Source organism: Flavonifractor hominis, from assembly GCF_040095835.1.
GTDB classification, from domain to species: Bacteria; Bacillota; Clostridia; order Oscillospirales; family Oscillospiraceae; genus Flavonifractor; species Flavonifractor hominis.
Genome location: NZ_JBBMFT010000001.1, coordinates 842,829 through 861,182, shown reverse-complemented (window position 1 = coordinate 861,182; position 18,354 = coordinate 842,829). Strand labels below are relative to the sequence as shown.

Here is an 18,354-nt window from a genome sequence, read left to right as displayed (position 1 = left end):
CGGGAGCAGCTGGCCGTCATGCTCTACCGCTACGCCGGCTCCCCCGCCACGGAGGGCAGCCTGACCGGCTTTGCCGACGCCGCCTCCGTGTCCGCCTGGGCGCAGGATGCCATGGAGTGGGCGGTGGCCGAGGGCATCCTCACCGGCAAGAACGGCTCCGCTCTGGATCCCCAGGGCACCGCCAGCCGCGCTGAGGTAGCCACCATGCTCATGCGCTTTACCCAGGAGCAGAACGGCTGAGAAAATTACAACACAAAGAGCCCGGCCCAAGCATATGCTTGGGCCGGGCTCTTTGATTGATAAAGATCAGGTCTGATCGTCATCTTCCTGCGGTCCGCCATGGATGTTGGTGATTTCACAGTCAGAGGGGGCATCCGATGCCTGTGCGGCCATCTCTTTGGCTTGGCGCTCCAATTCATCCAGCTCGGCCAGGCGGCGGCGCAGCTGCTCCCGCTGCTGAGCATCCATAGCAGATACCTGCTGATCCAGCTGCTCTTCCCGGCGGCGCTTGGCGTCCTCCTGCATCTTCTGCTGCAGATCTTCGCTGTACTTGCGGCCCTGCTCCACAGCGATTTCGCCCCGCTCTACCAGGACCTTTCCGGCCTTACCGGCCTGCTCTGCGGCCAGTGCGGCCAAGCCAACGCCGGCGAGCGCTACATTGACCAATGACTTTCCAAGGTTTTCCCACATATTGGAACCCTCCTTATATCAAAATCGATATGGGCCGACCTGGCCCCGGTATCTGAGCTTATTATAGCCGGAAAACAGGGATTTGTCTTTGGCGTTGTGTGAACAATTCATTTAAAAGTTCTTAAAAAAGGTAATGGGCTTCGGGGTTGTGAGAATGAGGCGGGTGTAGTATAATAACACGAAACAGCAAATGCAAAGAGGCTTATGGTATGAAACAACTGGAAACAAGAACATGGGCAGAGATCAATCTTAGCCATTTGGAGGAAAACTATCGGGCGCTGCGTGCGCTTTTGCCGGACGGCTGCCGCTTTTTGGGTGTGGTGAAGGCGGATGCTTACGGACATGGCGCGGTGCCGGTGGCACGTCGGCTGGAGCAGCTGGGGGCAGAGTATCTGGCGGTGGCCTGCCTGGATGAGGCATTGGAGCTGCGCAGGGCCGGGATCCGGACTCCTATCCTGATTTTGGGCTACACTCCGGCCAGCTGTGCCTCCGAACTGCTGGCCAACGACCTGACCCAGACGGTATACGATGAACAGACGGCTCAAGCGCTGTCCGAGGCCGCGACGGCGGCAGGGAAGCGGCTGCTGGTACATGTCAAGGCGGATACCGGCATGTCCCGCCTGGGCTGGCTGTGTACGGAGCAGGAGCTGGAACACACGGCGGACACTATGGCGGCGATATGTGCCTTGCCTGGACTGGATGTGGAGGGAATCTATACCCACTTTGCCAATGCAGATGGGGATGAGGCGTACACCATGCTCCAGTTTACCCGCTTTCTGGACCTGCTGGCGGCATTGGAGGAACGGGACGTACATTTCCGTATCCGACACTGTGCGGCCAGTGCGGCAGTGCTGAACTACCCCTGTACATATCTGGACATGGTGCGCCCTGGAGTTGCCCTGTACGGGCATTATCCGGACCCGTCCTGTATGGGCCTGGAAGGGCTGCAGCTCAAGCCGGTGATGACCCTTAAGACCCGGGTGGCCTCGGTTAAAACGGTGCCGGCGGGTACGGCGGTGAGCTACGGCTGTACCCACGTGCTGGAACGGGAGACCAAACTGGCGGCACTGACCATTGGGTATGCGGATGGACTGCCGCGCGTGTGCTCGGATCGTCTGGAAGTCTTGATCCATGGCCGGCGGGTGCCGGTGGTGGGACGGATCTGCATGGATATGTGCATGGCGGATGTCACCGGGCTGGAGGTTTGCCCGGGTGATGAGGTGGAGGTCTTTGGCAGCGGCCTGCCGGTCGAGGAGGCGGCTGAATTGGCTGGTACCATCCAGTATGAACTTCTGTGTTCGGTGTCGCCCCGGGTGCACCGGGAATATCTGGGCTGAGGTACACGGAAGCGCTTGGTTTGGCATACACTGGACCGGGGAGGATGCGCCGGTATGGCGACGGGGAGCGCAGCCCCTTCCTGTTTTTTTAATGGCTGTGTATAAATCCTGTCGCCCCGTGGGAGAATCATAGTGACCGCGTTACATAGGCTGCTGGCCATGTGACGCAGGTGACTATCTTCCGGCGGAGTGTGAGCTTTTGTGGACAACAGCGTAAAACGAGGAGACATTTTCTATGCTGATCTGAGCCCTGTGGTGGGCAGCGAGCAGGGGGGCGTGCGTCCGGTGCTGATCGTGCAGAACGACACCGGCAACCGTCACAGCCCAACGGTGATCGCGGCCGCCATCACATCTCAGACCGGCAAGGCCCGTCTGCCTACCCACATTGAGCTCTCGGCCAACACCTACGGCCTGCCCAAAGAGTCCGTGGTGCTGCTGGAACAGATCCGGACGCTGGACAAACGGCGGCTGAGAGAGCATATGGGACGGCTGGACGAAACGCAGATGCAGCGGGTGGATAACGCCATCGCGGTCAGCTTCGGCCTGCACACAGATACCATGGTATAAGCAATCGCGGAGAGGACCGCTGGAAGGCGGCGGTCCTCCCGCATTTCAACGGAGGTTGTACATATGAAACGGAGAACATGGGGCATCCGGGTGGCGGTTGGCTGTCTGATGACGCTTGGGCTGGCCGGTGTGGCTCTGGCGGCGGGACAGCAGGGAAGCCAGAGCGATCCGCTGGTGACATTAAGTTATCTGAATCAGAAGGTCACTCCGGCCATTCTGGAACAGGTAGATGCCAAAGTGGCCGCCCGTGAGACGGAACTGAAGCAGCAGCTGAACGATGTAGTGACGGAATATGAGAAAGAGGTACAGGCCAGCCTGGCCGGTGAAACCGGGGATACGCCGGAGGGCGGCGCCATCTATGAGGTCGTGGAGCTGACGGCTGGGCAGACGCTGACCGGCGGGGCGTCCTGTGAGTTCCTGCTGCGCTCGGGTACAGCGGTATGCGTTTCGGACAGCGCACCCGGTCTGGTGGATATGACGGCCGGGACCACGTTGGCCAATGGCGGAACTCTGGTGGCCAACCACCTTTACCTGGGGACCATTGAGGGGCGGGGTGTGAAAGCGACCACTGCTGCCACCCTTATGGTACGGGGAAGCTATCAGATCCAGTGAAAGAATAAAACGAGGGGCCGCGGAGATCCGCGGCCCCTCGTTTTATTGTCTTATCCACGTGACATCCAGCCGGGCAGACGGTGGGGGGCCATGGCGGCTAAAATGCCCCAAAATACACCCAGCATTAGCAGCAGATCTCCAATACTGGCAAATCCGCCCAATACCGGCAGAGGACAATAGAGAATGTCACCCAGTATGAGCAATCGGGTCCCTTCTCCTGCGACGGCATACATAGGAATGTTTCCCACCAGCAGGTCGGCTGCTGCCTGGGAGGAGAGTAGGTCCACGACCTGAGGGCTTACCGGCATGCGCCAATGATTGGCTGCAATTACAGCCAGATTGCAGGCACTGCCCAGTCCAAGGAAGAAGGCGGTCTTTTTCAAATGCCGGTTGTATAAAACAAAAAGGAAAAGCAGCCCGTAGGAGAGCAGCAGAGCCCAGGGAGCACAGCTGATCCGCTGGAGCAGCAGAGCGAGCGCCGGCAATGGCAGCAGACGAAGGCCGCAGCGCTCAAACCGTGCCAGCCGCCCGCCGGTGCACCATCCCAGAAGCAGCGCCGCCAGAATGGATAAGCTCAGCATGTGGGCTCCTCCTGGGTGTTGGTGTCGGGCCGATCCAGCAGACCAGCTTCTGCCATATCAGCCAGAATGGTAGCGACTTGGGGATGAAACTGCCGCCCGGCCTCGGCGCGGAGAATGGCGGCGGCCTGCTGAGGCGTGCTGCCTTTGCGGTAAGGGCGGTCACTGGTGATGGCGTCATAGGCGTCGGCGGCGGAAAGAATGTAGGTCTCAATGGACAATTCGTCGCCCCGGGTGCCGTCTGGATATCCACGCCCGTCAAAAAACTCGTGGTGATGGAGTACCAGGGGAATGATCTCCTCGTATCCGGACAACTGCTTCAGAATACGTACTCCGGTGGCGGGGTGGGCCTGAATGATGGCTCGCTCCTCCGGGGTAAGAGCACCCGGCTTTTGCAGGATGGAGTCGGGCACGCCGATTTTGCCGATGTCGTGGAAAAGAGCGGCTACCGACAGCCAGGTGCGCTGTCGGGTGGAGAGTTTCATCTGATCGGCCACCTGGACGGCGTAATGTTCCACTCGTTGGGAATGGCCTTCGGTGTATTCGTCCTTGGCTTCCAGCGCGGCGGTGAGGGTGCGGATGATCTGCTGCTGATGCTTCTGGCTGTCCAGGTATAGACGGAAGGAGTAGCGGGCCAGCAGCAGCGGCAGCATAAACAACAGGGACAACCAGATACCGTCAGGCAGGTTCAGAAGAAAGGCCAGAAAGTAGCCAATGGGTGCGGACAGACCGATGCTTGGGATCAGAGTAAGGAACATGTGAAAAAATGTGGGATAAATGCGGATGCGCTGGGTCAACACGAAATAGAGCAGGATGACCACCACATTGGAGAGCATGGCCATGATGATAAACAGCAGTGCGGGAAGAAGCACATAAGGAAGGGTGATATCGCCCGGAGTCCCGCCTGCAGCATAATAAGCCAGCCCGCCCAGGAAATAAGAAATGCTGTGGTTTCCCATATTGAAGAGGTTTTTGCGCAGGGAGGTGTTCAGAAAATGTTCCCGGTGTGAGCCGTCCGGGGATGGAATGACGACAAACGGATAGGTAATGAGTTTGATCAGTGCCGCCGCTTCCGGGCCCAGAAGGAGCACGGTAGCCAGCACGCTGATGAAGGACAAATCCACCGTACAATCTTCCCGGAGATAGAGGGGAAGGCAGCAGCAGCCCCACGAGAGCAGAACCAGGACCAGAAAAACGCCTATGTAGGTCGGAGTCCAGGGACCGGCCAGGCAAGAGAGAAAGCGCCAGATGCAAAAGCACCCGACTGCCAGTCCAAGCACGCAGATCAGAGTCATATACCGCTTTGCAGCCGTTTGCATAACCTTGCCCTCCAGGACGCGCCTAAATGTCAGAATGGAAGAACACGGACAGCCGGGGATGCCGACTGTCCGCGTTCTGTTTGTGCTCAGCGGATGTTAAAGAACGCACCGCCGGCCAGGAGCAGGGAAACCAGGGAAGTAAGCGCAGCGATCAGCTTCGCGTGTTTCATCGAATATAGCCCTCCTTGACAGAACTCTGTCATTCGCTAGAGACAGGCCATATCCGCTTCGCTTAAATTAAGACCGGTCAGGATACCGGTTCGCCTTCCTTGGCGAAAGGAAGTGTGGTAAAACGACGGTTTACGCCATCCAGGGTGGCCAGAGCTACGGAAAAATTGGGATCATCGCCCTCGTAGCAGGCGCCCAGCAAGGCTTCCGTCTTTCCATCGTATTTCAGGTGCAGGCCAACCAAAATTGCCCGCCGTTCACCCATGGATGCGTAACGTACATCTTCCAGAAAGAACCGGCAGCCGGAAGCCAACAGGAGGTTGATGGCCTCCACCGTGGCCTGGGCAATGGCACGCATCCGGTCGGAACGGGCGGAATCATAACAGGCACGGCCGCTGTAAGTATTTCCATCCAGTGAGAGATGGACGACCACAGAAGAACCACTGCGTCCGCCGGAGAGCTCCAGCCGTTCGCAGATCAAACGGCGGTGATGTTCGGCAGAAAAACGACCCGGGATCTGAGCCACGCTGATGATTCTGTGATCCAGTTCCAGATGAAAGCGGGCCAGCATGGCCGACTGTACGTCGCGGACGATCTGTTTCGGGCCGCGGGACTGATCCGAAAGAATGTGAACTTCCCGAATGGTATCGTTTTCTACGACAAATTCACTCTCCAAAATGCCGGGGAGACAGCCGACCAAATCCTTCCACGCCTCGCTCTGAGACTTAAGATCCACAGTGAGTTCCCCCTAATCGCCAGGATCGATTAATTTCTGATAACATTATACAAAAAAGGGCTGCCGCATGCAATAGGTAACATAAAAATAAAAAAGAAAAACATATTACAAAAAGCGGTAACTTTAAGTAAAGCAAAACATTCGCCTGATGGAGGTTGCATACAATAAAAAGACAGGGGAGGGAGGAGGTGCCGCGGAGTGGAAAGACGCTATCCGCTGGCAGGCGGACAGGGATGGCTGACCCTTCAGGAAGAGGGGCTGCGGGTGCGGTGCAGGGGAGAACTGCGGGACGATAGACGAGGGCTGTATAAGTGTTACCTGCTGGGAAAAGGAGAGCGGTTTCTGCTGGGGACCTTTTTGCCGGAGCAGGGAAGGTTGCAGCTGCGGCGCAGTTTGTCACTGGACGAGCTTAGGCGTCGGGGAATATGGCCGCCGGAAGGAGCGGAGGCCGAGTTGGCGTTTGTCCCGGGAAGTACGGCTCGCCCCCGGGCACCGGCGGGGTGGAGCTGGGAGGCCACCCCTGCCCGGCTGATGGGGGAGCCGCTGCTGGCCCGGGCGGCGGGAAACGCCGGGGCCTTTCTGCGCCGGGAGGAGGGGGGCTTTTTGCTGGCCTTTCCCTGGCCGGAGGGGATGGCATTTCCCATGACGCCGCTGTTTTGTTTTGCGCGGGTGGAAGAGCTGGATGGACGGAGATGCGCCGTGTTTCCCTTTTCGTCCTGCGGCTGCCCGCGGCTGCCTCAGGGGTGAGGAGAAGTGGAGGGCACCCGGTTGTTTTTCCGGCGGGATTGCGGTATACTATCCTATCAGTGACAAAGGAAAAACGAGGAAGATGGATATGACGGATTACTTTCACCTGCACGCCGAGCCGGACGCCATCCGGGCCATCAGCAGCCTGGGGCTGGCCCATCTGGGAGACGGTGTGTTTGAACTGATGGTGCGCTCCTGGCTGTGCCTGCACGGTAAGGCCACCTCCAAGGGGCTGCACCGGGCCACTGTGCGCTATGTGGCCGCCCCCGCCCAGGCTAAGGCGGTGGAGAAGATCCTGCCCCTGCTGAGCGAGGAAGAGGGGGACGTGTTCCGACGGGGCCGCAACGTCAGCCCCCACAGCGTGCCCCAGAACGCCAGCCGGGCAGACTATCAGGCTGCCACCGGGCTGGAGGCGCTGTTTGGCTGGCTGTGGCTCCAGGGACGCACCCAGCGGCTCAACGAACTGTTTGGCATTATGATGGAGGAAGAGACATGCCGCTAGACGCACTTTGCCTCACAGCGGTGGCCGACGAGCTGCGCGCCGCCGTCCAGGGGGGCAAGATCGACAAGATCTATCAGCCCGCCCGGGATGAGGTGGTGCTGTTCATCCGGGGGCAGCAGGGGAATGTAAAGCTGCTGCTCTCGGCCAATCCGGGCCATCCCCGGGCCCACCTTACCACCCTGCCCCGGGAAAACCCGGCCGAACCGCCCATGTTCTGTATGCTCCTGCGCAAGCATCTGCAGGGGGCGCGCATCCTGGAGTTGGTGCAGCCGCCCATGGAGCGCATTCTGGACTTCCGCCTGGAGAGTCTGGATGAGCTGGGCGACCGGGTGGAGCGCCGGCTGGTGCTGGAGGCCATGGGCCGCAACGCCAACCTGATCCTGTTGGATGGGGAGGGGCGCATCCTGGATTGCATACGCCGGGTGGACGGAGACATGTCCCGCCAGCGGCAGGTGCTGCCGGGGCTGTTCTACCGCCAGCCCCCTGCGCCGGACAAGCTGGACCCCATGGCGCTGGAGCCGGAGCAGCTGCGCCAGGCACTGGACAATCCGCTGGGCAAGCAGTGGGACAAGCTGCTGCTGGATACCTTTACCGGACTGTCCCCTCTGCTGGCGCGGGAACTGACCTTCCGGGCGGGGGAGGATCCCGCCCGTCTGGCCGCCGAGGTGGAGAAGCTGTGCGCCTGTGTGCGGGAGGGGCGGGTGACCCCCACCCTGCTGATGCGGGAGGGGAAAGCGGTTGATTTTACGTTCCTGCCCATCCTCCAGTACGGTCCGGAGACCGAGAGCCTGCCCCAGGAGAGCTTTTCCAAGATGCTGGACGGCTTTTATGAGAACCGGGAGGCGGCCGAGCGGGTGCGCCAGCGGGGCCAGGACCTGGTGAAGGCGGTAACCAACGCCCGGGACCGGACGGCCCGCAAGCTGGCCAACCAGCAGCGGGAGCTGGAAGCGACGCAGGACCGGGAGCGCCTGCGGGAGCAGGGGGACATCATCACCTCCAACCTCCACGCCATGGAGAAGGGAATGAGCGTGCTGCGCGCCATGGACTTCTACGATCCGGCCTGCCCCATGGTGGAGATCCGGCTGGACCCCCTGCTCACGCCTCAACAGAATGCCGCCCGGTATTATAAGGAGTACAACAAGGCTAAGACGGCCGAGAAGATGCTCACCATCCAGCTGGAAAAGGGCGGCCGGGAGCTGGAGTATCTCAACAGCGTGCTGGAGAACCTCTCCCTGGCTGAAGGGGAGCGGGACCTGCAGGAGATCCGCCAGGAGCTGACCGAGACCGGCTACCTCCGCCGTTCCGGCAAGGCCAAGGACCGGGGGAAAAAGGTGGCCGGCAAGCCCATGGAGTTCCGCTCCTCTACCGGGCTGCGGATCTCGGTGGGCAAGAACAACAGCCAGAACGACCTGCTGACCACCAAGATGGCCTATAAGAGCGATATCTGGCTCCACACCCAGAAGATCCACGGGTCCCACGTGATCCTCTGGCTGGAGGGGGGCGAGGCCGACGCCCAGAGCCTGACCGAGGCCGCCCAGCTGGCGGCCTGGTTTTCTCAGGCACGGGAGAGCAGCAAGGTGCCGGTGGACTATACCCCGGTGAAGTATGTAAAGAAGCCCGCCGGTGCCCGGCCGGGCATGGTGGTCTATACCACGTATCAGACCGCCGTGGTGGACCCGGACCCGGAGCTGGCCAAGCGACTGAGGGTGAAATAAATGGATACCTGCCACATCCTGATCGTTGAGGACGATCCCGATATCAACAAACTGCTCTGCCGCATTCTGGAGGGGGCGGGGTACAGCTGCCGCCCGGCCTTTTCCGGCAGCGAGGCCGTTTTGTGGGCGGGGCAGTATGAATATGACCTGGTATTGCTGGATCTGATGCTGCCCGGCCTGACCGGGGAAGAGTTTATCACCCAGATGCGCCGGAAAAAGACCATGCCCATCATCGTCCTCTCGGCCAAGGCCGGGCTGGAGGACCGGGTAAACGTGCTCCGGCTGGGAGCGGACGATTTTATCCCAAAGCCCTTTGACAACGCCGAGGTGCTGGCCCGGGTGGAGGCCCAACTGCGCCGGTACAAGCAGTTTTCCGGCGGCGGTGGAGGGAGCGTACTCACCCACGGAGACCTGGAGCTGGATAAGGAGAGCGTCACGGTCACAGCCGGCGGCGCCCCGGTGAGCGTGACCGCCCGGGAGTTTGAGATCCTCAAGCTGCTCATGGAGCACCCGAAAAAGGTCTTTACCCGGGAGCAGCTCTATGAGCAGGTGTGGGGCGGGGAGTATATGGGGGACGACAACACGGTCAACGTCCATATCTCCAACCTGCGCTCCAAGCTGGCCAAGGTTAGTGACCGGGAGTACATCAAGACGGTCTGGGGTATCGGCTTTAAGATGAGTGATTAAGACTTTCTTCACCTTTGCTTAAAGGCGGATTATGGACTTGCCGCTATACTGGCATCACAATCCAAACGAAAGGCTGATGCCGTATGACACAAGAAGTATTGGTGACCCACGGGCTCACCAAGCGATATGGAAACCGGCCGGTGGTGGACCGGGTGGACCTGAGTGTGGAGAAGGGCCAGATTTACGGCCTGGTGGGCCGCAACGGGGCGGGTAAGACCACCCTGATCCGTATGGTGACGGGGCAGACCGTTCCCTCCGGCGGGGAACTGAGCCTGTTCGGCGCCTCCGGCGGACGGGAGCTTTCTGCCATGCGCGCCCATACCGGGGTGATGGTGGAGACCCCCAGCTTTTATCCCTACCTCACCGCCCGGCAGAACCTGGAGTACTACCGTATCCAGCGGGGCATCCCCGGCGACCGGGTGGTGGATCAGGTGCTGGAGGAAGTGGACCTGGCGGGCACGGGGAAAAAGACCTTCAAGAACTTTTCCCTGGGCATGAAGCAGCGCCTGGGCCTGGCGCTGGCGCTGATGAACCGGCCGGACTTCCTGCTGCTGGACGAACCCATCAACGGCCTGGACCCGGAAGGGATCGTGGAGTTTCGCAACCTGCTGCTGCGGCTGAATGAGGAGCAGCAGACAACCATTCTCATCTCCAGCCACATCCTGCCGGAGCTGGCCAACCTGGCTACCTGCTACGGCTTCATTGACAATGGAGTGATGCTGGAGCAGATCTCCGCCCAGGCCCTGCAGGAGAAGTGCCGGGCCTGCATCGAGGTGCGGGTGGACGACGTCTCCCAGGCCGCGCTCGTTCTGGAGCGGGAGCTGGAGGTCCGGGACTATGAGGTGCTGCCCGGCAACCTCATCCGTCTGTACTGTTTCCTGGACCAGCCCCATACGGTGGCCCGGGTGCTGGTGGAGGGGGGCGTGGCCCTCCAGTCCATCGAGAGCCGGGGGGCCAATCTGGAGGATTACTTCCTGTCCATGATCGGGGGTGTCCGCCATGCGTAATTATCTGGCTGCTGAGTGCTACAAGGTCTTTCGGAGAAAATACTTCTATCTTACCCTGCTCGTCGTCCTGGCGTTGGAGGGAGTGCTGCTGTGGGGCTGCTGGCTGAGCAGCACCTGGGGCAATGCGGGCATGGATTTCTATTCCGCCGCCACCATGGTGTCCGTCATGCTGAGCATCGGGGCGTATGCCACCATCCTCACCTGTGATATGGTCTTTTCTGAACAGTACAAGCAGAACACCCTGAAAAATGAGGTGGCTTACGGTCTGCCGCGGGTGCGGATCTATCTGGGCAAGCTGGCGGTTGCCACGCTGGTGTCCATCCTGGCGGCGGCGGTCATGCTGGCGCTGTACGTGGCCGGCTGCTGGTTGCTGCTGCCCCACAATGAGCTGGATGGGGTAGCCATGACCCTCAACGGCTACGTCCTGGCGGGGGCCTTCCCCCTGTGGCTGGGTGCTCAGGGGATCACTATGGCCTGCTATTTCCTGGTGCGCAACACCACTCTGGCCGCCTTCGTCAGCGTGGGCTTGCTTGGGGTTCTGCCGGCCATCCTCCAGGGACTCGGACTGCTGTTCCATCCGGTGTTCGAGACGGTGCGGCAGATCATGCCGACGGTCATGCTGGAAACGCTGCCCAATCGGGCCTTCCAGATGGATTATGTAGGCATGTGCTGGCTGGTGGGCGTGGCGCTGCTGATTCTGTCCACCGCAGTGGGCCTGACGGCCTTTCAGAAAAAAGAGATCCGCTGAGGGGAGCGGACGGCCGGAAGGGGAACGGGTATGCTCAACTACATCAAAGCCGAGCTGTGGAAGTCCCTGCACCACCGGGTCGCCTGGGGGACCACCCTGTTTCTGGTCCTGTGTACCACTCTGTTTGGGATATTGATGAGCAGCGCCACCTATGCCGAGCTGGTCGGTGGGGTCAGCTTGACCATGCTGACGGGGATGCTGGTGGTGCCTCTGCTGGTGCAGGTGGTGGACGGCAACCGGGGGGAGACCCTCAAAAATGAGGTGGCCTTCGGCCTGAGCCGGGGCAGGATCTACGGCGGCAAGCTGTTGTCCGGCCTACTGTTGGGCATGCTTCTGTGCGCGCTTTTGCTGATGGGGCTTTTGGGGATCTGCTTTCCGCTGTTGTCCCACAGCGACCGGGCGGGGGAAGAAGCCTCCTTGGCAATCCTGCTTTTTTGCCTGGCGGGAGCTCTGCCGGTGTGGTGCGGGATGTTCGCTCTGTGCCATGCCATGGCAGTGATCTTCCCCGGTGCCGCCGTTTGGATGACGGCTTATTACCTGGTCTTTTTCGTGGGGCAGCCCATTCTGGCGGCACTGTCCACGCTGTTTACCGGGGGACAGCTTTCCCCACTGCTCCAGGCCATCCTGATGCCCTATACGCTGCTGATGCCCCCCTATCTGTCCGGGTGGCTCACCTGGAAGTACCAGCTCTGGTGCTGGGGGATCGGCCTGGGCTGGGGCGGCGTAAGCACCGCTGTGGGGGCAGTGTGGTTTTCCAGACGGGACATTCGATAAAGGACAAGGCGCGCCCGGACCCCGGGCGCGCCCTTGGCGTATTCAAGGGGGCGTGAGAAATGGGGATCCTGTGTATCCTGCTGGCGGCGGCCTGTCTGATCCTGGGCTGGTGGGTGTGGACCCAGCGGCGGGCGCTGCGGAGCGCGGCGGCACAGCTGGAGGAGCTGGAGCGGACGGGCAGCTCGGCCCGGGTACGGCTGGCAGTGCCCAACGGGGCGGCGGAGGCGCTGCTCCAGGAGGTCAACCGCCTGCTGGAGGCCCGCCGGATGGATCAGGCCGCCTGGCGGGAGCAGGAGAAATCCCTGCGGCGGCAGATCTCCAATATCTCCCACGACCTGCGTACCCCATTGACCTCGATTTTGGGCTACCTTCAGCTGCTGGAGGATCCAGATCTGCCGGAGGAGGAACGGCGGGAGTACCTGAGTGTCATTGAGAGCCGCTCTAAGGCCTTGCAGAATCTGATCACCGGCTTTTATGAGCTCTCCCGCCTGGAAGGCGGGGAGTATCCGCTGGAGCAGGCGCCGGTCAATCTCCATGCCAGTCTGTCCGGCCTGCTGGCCGCCTTCTACAACGACTTTGTGGAAAAGGGCTTTGACATGACGGTGGAGCTGGAGGAGGGCCTGCCGCCGGTGTTGGCGGATGAGGGGGCGGTGCTCCGGGTATTCACCAACCTGATCCGCAACGCGCTGGATCACGGCTGCGGGAAAATGGAGGTGCGCCTGTTCCGGGAGGGCGAGTGGGTGGTCAGCCAGTTCCGCAACGAGACCACCGACTTGACGCAAGAGGACGTTCCCCATGTGTTTGACCGCTTCTTTACCTCCGACAAGATGCGCACCGGCCGCAACACCGGCCTGGGACTGGCCATCGTCAAGGCCCTGGCCGAACAGATGAGGTGCCGTCTGGAGGCGGAGTTGACGGACGGAATGTTTGCGATCGTCCTCCGGTGGAGGACTTAACGAGGGTGGGCGGCGGTTTTCTAGACCGGCGCGCTTTACTTCTTGACAAAGCGTAGGAAAGCTGATATGGTTAGTTTAGTAAAGTGGACGGGCGGAATCCGTTGCGGCAGTAGGCCGTCTGGAATTTGGACCGCCCACCTTCCATTGACGTTAGGGACGCGCTCGCCGGACCGGGCGGACAAGCGCGATGAGAAGAGGTAGAGTATATGGTCAAAATCGTACGGAAAAAGGTCCTCAATCCCAGTGTGACCCTGCTGGAGGTGGAGGCGCCCCTCATCGCCAAAAAGGCGCGGGCGGGGCAGTTTATCATTCTGCGTTTGGATGAGCAGGGGGAGCGCATCCCGCTGACCATCGCCGATTACGACCGGGAGAAGGGTACCATCACCATTATCTTCCAGAAGGTGGGCCTGACCACCGAGCTGCTGGCCGATCTGAACGAAGGCGATGTGATCCGGGATTTCGTTGGCCCGCTGGGGCTGGCCACCGAACTGCCCGAGGGCGCCAAGCGGGTGTGCGTGGTGGGCGGCGGCGTAGGCTGCGCCATCGCCTATCCTCAGGCCAAGACCTGCCATGCCGCGGGGATCGAGGTGGATGTCATCGCCGGTTTCCGCTCCAAGGACATCGTGATCCTGGAGGAGGAGTTCCGGGCGGTGAGCGACCACTGCTATATCATGACGGACGACGGCACCTATGGCGAGCAGGGCTTTGTCACGGTCAAGCTCCAGCAGCTCATCGATTCGGGTGTCCACTATGACGCCGTCATCGCCATCGGCCCCATCCCCATGATGAAATTTGTCTCCAAGACGACCGAACCCTATGGGATCAAGACCATTGTCAGCCTGAACCCCATTATGATCGACGGCACGGGTATGTGCGGCGGATGCCGGGTCACCGTGGGCGGCAAGATGAAATTTGCCTGCGTGGATGGCCCGGATTTCGACGGGCACCAGGTGGATTTTGACGAGCTGATGAACCGCAACGCGGTCTACCGGGCCCAGGAGATCGAAGAGGAGAAGCGGCACGACTGCCGTATGGAGCAGCTGGCCCATGAGATGATCCATTGAGGGGGAGCAGAAGATGCCGAATATGAGTATGACCAAGATTCCCATGCCGGAACAGGACCCCAAGGTCCGCAATCATAATTTCCAGGAGGTGGCCCAGGGTTACACCGCCGAGATGGCTGTGGAGGAGGCCCAGCGCTGCCTCAACTGCAAGCATAAGCCCTGTGTGGGCGGCTGCCCGGTGAACATCCGCATTCCGGAGTTCATCGCCAAGGTGGCTGAGGGCGACTTCAAAGCCGCTTACGAGATCATTACCGATACCAACGCCCTGCCCAGCATCAGCGGCCGTGTCTGCCCCCAGGAGAGCCAGTGTGAGGCCCGCTGTGTCCGTGGCATCAAGGGCGAGCCGGTGGCTATTGGCCGGCTGGAGCGTTTTGTGGCCGACTGGTACCGGGAACACATCAACGAGATGCCCCAAAAGCCCAAGAGCAACGGCATCAAGGTGGCGGTGGTGGGCTCCGGCCCTGCCAGCCTGACCTGTGCCAGCGATCTGGCCCGGCTGGGCTATGAGATCACCATGTTCGAGGCGTTCCATACCGCCGGGGGCGTGCTGGTCTATGGCATCCCCGAGTTCCGCCTGCCCAAGGCCATCGTGCAGAATGAGGTGGACAAGCTGGCCGCCATGGGCGTGGATGTGGAGACCGACATGGTGGTGGGCAAGACCTACGATGTGGACGAGATGTTCGAAGCGGGCTACCGCGCGGTCTTTATCGGCACGGGCGCGGGCCTGCCCATGTTCATGGGCATCGAGGGGGAGACCCTGGCCGGCGTCTATTCCGCCAACGAGTACCTCACCCGCATCAACCTGATGAAGGCCTATCGGGAGGGGTACGACACCCCCATCAAGAAGATCAAAAAAGCCGCCATCGTGGGTGGCGGCAATGTGGCCATGGACGCCGCCCGCTGTGCCATGCGCATGGGGGCCGAGCATGTGTATGTGGTGTACCGCCGGGGCGAGGAGGAGATGCCCGCCCGGCGGGAGGAGATCCACCACGCCAAGGAAGAGGGCATTGAGTTCCTGTTCCTGAACAATCCCACCAAAATCCTGGGGGACGACAAGGGACGGGTCCGTGCCATGGAGTGCATCAAGATGGAACTGGGTGAGCCGGACGCCAGCGGCCGCCGCCGTCCCATCGAGGTGCCCGGCAGCGAGTTTGAGCTGGAGGTGGACGCGGTTATCATGAGTCTGGGCACCAGCCCCAACCCGCTGATCCGTTCCACCACTCCGGGTCTGGAGACCAATAAGAAGGGCTGCCTGCTGGTGGATGAGCAGACCATGGCCACCACCCGGGAAGGCGTGTATGCCGGCGGCGATGCGGTGACCGGCGCGGCCACCGTGATCCTGGCCATGGGTGCCGGCAAGAAGGCTGCCGCCTCCATGCATCAGTATTTGAAGGATACATACGGCGCTTGACGCGCAGAAAAAACGGGACGCCCTGAGGCGTCCCGTTTTTTCCGCCTTCAGGCGGTCTGGAGCTGTCGGTGGAAGAGCGCGCGGAAGAGCCGGCGCACCAGCGGCCCGCAGAAAAAGACCTGCCAGCACAGCGCCATGGGGAAATTGCGCACCAGCGTCTGGAGCCAGACCGAGACAAATTCCGCGTGAAATCCGGAGAAGAACACCGTGGCCCCAAAGCTCATGGTGGGGCACATCAGGGCCACGGTGATGCCGGCCCGCACCAGAATCACTAGAATGGGGCGGTCCTCCCCGGGAGTGAGCTGGGCGAAGGTCAGCTTCTGGGCCAGAGGGTCCATAAAGAAAAAACTCATGATAAAACAGGTGGGCAGCATAATACGCATTTCCCACAGCGCCGGCAGCCAGCAAGCGTTGGACATCCCACCCAGCCGGAAGGCGGTGTTGTACACCTCCATGGCCAGCACCATGAAAAAACACATGAGTAGAGCAAACACGACTTCCTGAAATTTGGTTCTTGGCATGATCAAACCACTCCTTTTCCGAAAAAAAGAGCGGCGCCCGGCACGTAACTGGATTTACGTGCCGGGCACCACTCGTTCGTGCCCCTATCATACTACATTTACGGGCATTTCGCAAAGGGCAATTTGCATGAAAGCGATCGACTCAGGGCCAGATGGTCCAGCTGTCGGCGTAGCATTCTGCCTGAGAGTCATAGGGCAGGCAGATCCAGAGCTGCCAGATATCCTCCAGCTCTGAGAAGGCCTCCACGCACAGCGTGCCCGACGCGCCGTCCGGCGCGGTGTGGAACTGGCCTGTGCTGTCCTGCACCAGAACGGGCAGACTCAGCTCGATCGGCTGGCCGTCCAGCCGCGCAGTCTGGCTGCCCCAGGTCAGCTCCAGCGTAATGCCGCGGTAGGTCATCACAGCGGTGTGGGAGGCGTCGTCCCAGTCGCAGTCGATCCCAAGCCCTTCACACAGGGCCCGTACCGGCAGGAGGTATCCGCCGCCCTCCGGCCGGGGGTTTACCCGTGCCAGAGAGAAGGGCAGGGTGTCACAGCTCTCCTCTTCTGTGGGCCGTGGTGTACTGCCATCCAAAGGGTATTCCAGGCCCCACACCACCAGCGCTTTGATCTGGGACAGGTCCTGCACGCTGCGGAACGTGAGGTTCCAGGTGCCCCGGTAGGCGGCGGTATCGCCGGAGGACTCCAGCAGGGTGGTGCCCTGGGTGGGGGCGTTCAGCATCTGGCCGGCCGTGCGCAGTGTGCCGTCCGCCATGCGGAACTGGATGGGGGGCAGAGGGGCCTCTTCCCGGAGGCCCTGGTCGGTCCAAGACACGTCCATCTGCAGGGAGAGCGGGGTAAGGGACACGGTATGCAAGGTGACCGGGCCTGCCGCCCGGGTCTCATACCAGGCCAGACCCTGACCGGAGGCGTTTACCGCCACCTCCACCGGCTGGGCCGGGTCCAGTGGCACCGAGATGGAGAGTCCCGGCTCCATATACCCCATGCGGACCGAGAGCTGACTGCACGTCATGCCCGACAGGTCCACCCGGATGCGCCAGGTGGTGGAAGTCTCGGTGCGCAGGGCGGATACCTCGCTGTAGCTGAAACTGCCGCCCACAGCGGGGGCGGAGTCCTGAGAGAGGTAGTCCGGGTCCACCGGGTGGATGCTCCACAGATCGATCCCGTTAAAATCCTCTGTGCCCATAAAGGCCGCGGCCTTGTCGGTACGGGCGTCTACCCGCACCAGCAGCAGCGCGGCGGAGGCGTCGCAGGCCGAGCTCTCCACCGTCAGGGTGTACTGCTCGTCACAGACCGACCTGGGTTGATCATCCACCAGGTCCTGGGCGGCGCTCTGTCCGCCCTGAAAGTAGAAGTCGAGCACATTCCAGTGGGAAGCGGCCGCCAGAGCCGAACCCGCCAGCAGGACCGCGGCGGCGGCGACCAGTGCCGCCAGGCGAAGTTTTTGCCGCATATAAAGGCTCCTTTCCGAAGGGATGGCGTTCAGCGCGGCATTGACCCGCCGCCGTACGGCTGCCGGGTCGGGCTGCGGACAGGGGCCCTCCATGGGAACGGTCTCGTCCCAGAGCTGCTGGAGTCGGTTCTTCACAGCGCATCCCCTCCTTCCGTCAATCGTTGTCTGAGTGCCTTGCGGCCCCGAAACAGCCGCTGTTTGGCGGCGGTCTGGGTCAGCCCCAGATCCCGGGCCGCATCCTTGAGCTTATCGCCCAGGTAGTAGTAGCGGAGGAACAGAGTGCGGTCAGGCTCCTCCAGGGCGTCTACGGCCTCCCACAGCCGCCGGGCCCACTCCCGGCGTTCGGCCTCTTCTTCCGGGCCGGGCGCGCCGGAGGCGGTGGACGGTTCAGGCAGCGGATCGGCCGGACGATGGGTCCGCAGCCAGTCGGTAGCCTTGTTGCGGGCCACGGTGCCCAGCCAGGGGCGCAGTCCCTGCTCCGGGTCCAGCTGTCCGGCGTGGGCCCAGAGGGCCAGAAACACGTCGGCCACCACTTCCTCCACGTCCTCCCGGCTGCCCTGGCAGCCCAGGGTGCGGGTCACCACCGCCCCCACATATGGGGTGAAACGGTCGATGGCCTGCTCCAGTGCCGTGCGGCTATGCCGCATGAGGTTTCGGGCCAGCGCCCGTTCGTCCATATCCATTCCCTCGCTTTCCAGAACCGGTTCTGCCTGTATATACGACCAAGATGGCCCACGGTTACGGTTTCGGGACAAAAAATTC

The 18,354-nt window shown here is 61.5% G+C and carries 21 protein-coding genes; 14 read left to right on the top strand and 7 right to left on the bottom strand.

Annotation, left to right across the window (positions count from 1 at the left end; genetic code table 11):
• A partial coding sequence (locus WMO45_RS04305; RefSeq protein WP_349139320.1) for an S-layer homology domain-containing protein occupies positions 1-240 on the top strand: 240 nt, incomplete at its 5' end.
• 66 nt (positions 241-306) lie between these two features.
• Here the strand turns inward: WMO45_RS04305 and WMO45_RS04300 are convergent.
• The gene (locus WMO45_RS04300; protein WP_349139319.1) at positions 307-690 is read right to left on the bottom strand and encodes a hypothetical protein; all 384 of its coding nucleotides are present in this window, start codon (positions 688-690) and stop codon (positions 307-309) included.
• Positions 691-899: 209 nt separating this feature from the next.
• On the opposite strand from WMO45_RS04300, the gene alr reads away from it, so the two are divergent.
• The 3 genes from alr to WMO45_RS04285 all read left to right on the top strand — a co-directional run bounded on the left by alr (position 900) and on the right by WMO45_RS04285 (position 3,206).
• Complete coding sequence (gene alr / locus WMO45_RS04295; RefSeq protein WP_349139318.1) at positions 900-2,027, top strand: alanine racemase; 1,128 nt, start codon at positions 900-902, stop codon at positions 2,025-2,027.
• Between the two features lie 201 nt (positions 2,028-2,228).
• Positions 2,229-2,594 carry a type II toxin-antitoxin system PemK/MazF family toxin gene (locus tag WMO45_RS04290; protein ID WP_349139317.1) on the top strand — a complete coding sequence of 122 codons (366 nt, stop codon included), beginning with the start codon at positions 2,229-2,231 and terminating at the stop codon, positions 2,592-2,594.
• A 63-nt stretch (positions 2,595-2,657) separates the two neighbouring features.
• Positions 2,658-3,206: a hypothetical protein gene (locus tag WMO45_RS04285; RefSeq protein WP_349139316.1), complete on the top strand. Its 549-nt coding sequence runs from the start codon at positions 2,658-2,660 to the stop codon at positions 3,204-3,206.
• Positions 3,207-3,256: 50 nt separating this feature from the next.
• Here the strand turns inward: WMO45_RS04285 and WMO45_RS04280 are convergent, their stop codons facing one another.
• From WMO45_RS04280 to WMO45_RS04270, 3 genes are all read right to left on the bottom strand, one after another.
• The gene (locus WMO45_RS04280; protein ID WP_349139315.1) at positions 3,257-3,787 is read right to left on the bottom strand and encodes a DUF5317 family protein; all 531 of its coding nucleotides are present in this window, start codon (positions 3,785-3,787) and stop codon (positions 3,257-3,259) included.
• Complete coding sequence (locus WMO45_RS04275; RefSeq protein WP_349139314.1) at positions 3,781-5,103, bottom strand: HD-GYP domain-containing protein; 1,323 nt, start codon at positions 5,101-5,103, stop codon at positions 3,781-3,783. The genes WMO45_RS04280 and WMO45_RS04275 overlap by 7 nt, the downstream gene beginning before the upstream one ends.
• Positions 5,104-5,350: 247 nt before the next feature.
• Positions 5,351-6,007, bottom strand: a complete 657-nt coding sequence (locus WMO45_RS04270; RefSeq protein WP_349139313.1) for a hypothetical protein — start codon at positions 6,005-6,007, stop codon at positions 5,351-5,353.
• 198 nt (positions 6,008-6,205) lie between these two features.
• Here WMO45_RS04270 and WMO45_RS04265 point away from each other — a divergent pair, with 198 nt between their 5' ends.
• From WMO45_RS04265 to gltA, 10 genes are all read left to right on the top strand, one after another.
• Positions 6,206-6,754, top strand: coding sequence for a hypothetical protein (locus tag WMO45_RS04265; RefSeq protein ID WP_349139312.1), 549 nt, complete (start codon positions 6,206-6,208; stop codon positions 6,752-6,754).
• 88 nt (positions 6,755-6,842) lie between these two features.
• Positions 6,843-7,256, top strand: coding sequence for a Mini-ribonuclease 3 (locus WMO45_RS04260; protein WP_349139311.1), 414 nt, complete (start codon positions 6,843-6,845; stop codon positions 7,254-7,256).
• Positions 7,247-8,971, top strand: a complete 1,725-nt coding sequence (locus WMO45_RS04255; RefSeq protein WP_349139310.1) for an Rqc2 family fibronectin-binding protein — start codon at positions 7,247-7,249, stop codon at positions 8,969-8,971. Before WMO45_RS04260 ends, WMO45_RS04255 begins: the two co-directional genes overlap by 10 nt.
• A complete protein-coding gene (locus WMO45_RS04250; RefSeq protein ID WP_349139309.1) occupies positions 8,972-9,658 on the top strand; it encodes a response regulator transcription factor in 687 nt (228 codons plus the stop codon).
• Between the two features lie 83 nt (positions 9,659-9,741).
• The gene (locus WMO45_RS04245) at positions 9,742-10,665 is read left to right on the top strand and encodes an ABC transporter ATP-binding protein (RefSeq protein ID WP_349139308.1); all 924 of its coding nucleotides are present in this window, start codon (positions 9,742-9,744) and stop codon (positions 10,663-10,665) included.
• Complete coding sequence (locus WMO45_RS04240) at positions 10,658-11,413, top strand: ABC transporter permease (RefSeq protein WP_349139307.1); 756 nt, start codon at positions 10,658-10,660, stop codon at positions 11,411-11,413. The genes WMO45_RS04245 and WMO45_RS04240 overlap by 8 nt, the downstream gene beginning before the upstream one ends.
• A 30-nt stretch (positions 11,414-11,443) precedes the next feature.
• The gene (locus WMO45_RS04235) at positions 11,444-12,187 is read left to right on the top strand and encodes a hypothetical protein (RefSeq protein WP_349139306.1); all 744 of its coding nucleotides are present in this window, start codon (positions 11,444-11,446) and stop codon (positions 12,185-12,187) included.
• A gap of 59 nt (positions 12,188-12,246) precedes the next feature.
• Positions 12,247-13,143: a histidine kinase dimerization/phospho-acceptor domain-containing protein gene (locus tag WMO45_RS04230; protein ID WP_349139305.1), complete on the top strand. Its 897-nt coding sequence runs from the start codon at positions 12,247-12,249 to the stop codon at positions 13,141-13,143.
• A 206-nt stretch (positions 13,144-13,349) separates the two neighbouring features.
• A complete protein-coding gene (locus WMO45_RS04225; RefSeq protein ID WP_349139304.1) occupies positions 13,350-14,207 on the top strand; it encodes a sulfide/dihydroorotate dehydrogenase-like FAD/NAD-binding protein in 858 nt (285 codons plus the stop codon).
• A 13-nt stretch (positions 14,208-14,220) separates the two neighbouring features.
• Positions 14,221-15,618 (top strand): NADPH-dependent glutamate synthase, encoded by a 1,398-nt coding sequence (gene gltA / locus WMO45_RS04220; protein WP_349139303.1) that lies wholly within the window; start codon positions 14,221-14,223, stop codon positions 15,616-15,618.
• A 47-nt stretch (positions 15,619-15,665) separates the two neighbouring features.
• Here gltA and WMO45_RS04215 read toward each other — a convergent pair whose 3' ends face one another.
• The 3 genes from WMO45_RS04215 to WMO45_RS04205 form a co-directional block, all read right to left on the bottom strand.
• Positions 15,666-16,139 (bottom strand): DUF2798 domain-containing protein, encoded by a 474-nt coding sequence (locus tag WMO45_RS04215; RefSeq protein ID WP_349139302.1) that lies wholly within the window; start codon positions 16,137-16,139, stop codon positions 15,666-15,668.
• A gap of 142 nt (positions 16,140-16,281) precedes the next feature.
• The gene (locus tag WMO45_RS04210; protein ID WP_349139301.1) at positions 16,282-17,727 is read right to left on the bottom strand and encodes a copper amine oxidase N-terminal domain-containing protein; all 1,446 of its coding nucleotides are present in this window, start codon (positions 17,725-17,727) and stop codon (positions 16,282-16,284) included.
• A complete protein-coding gene (locus WMO45_RS04205; RefSeq protein WP_349139300.1) occupies positions 17,724-18,275 on the bottom strand; it encodes an RNA polymerase sigma factor in 552 nt (183 codons plus the stop codon). Before WMO45_RS04205 ends, WMO45_RS04210 begins: the two co-directional genes overlap by 4 nt.
• Positions 18,276-18,354: the final 79 nt, after the last annotated feature.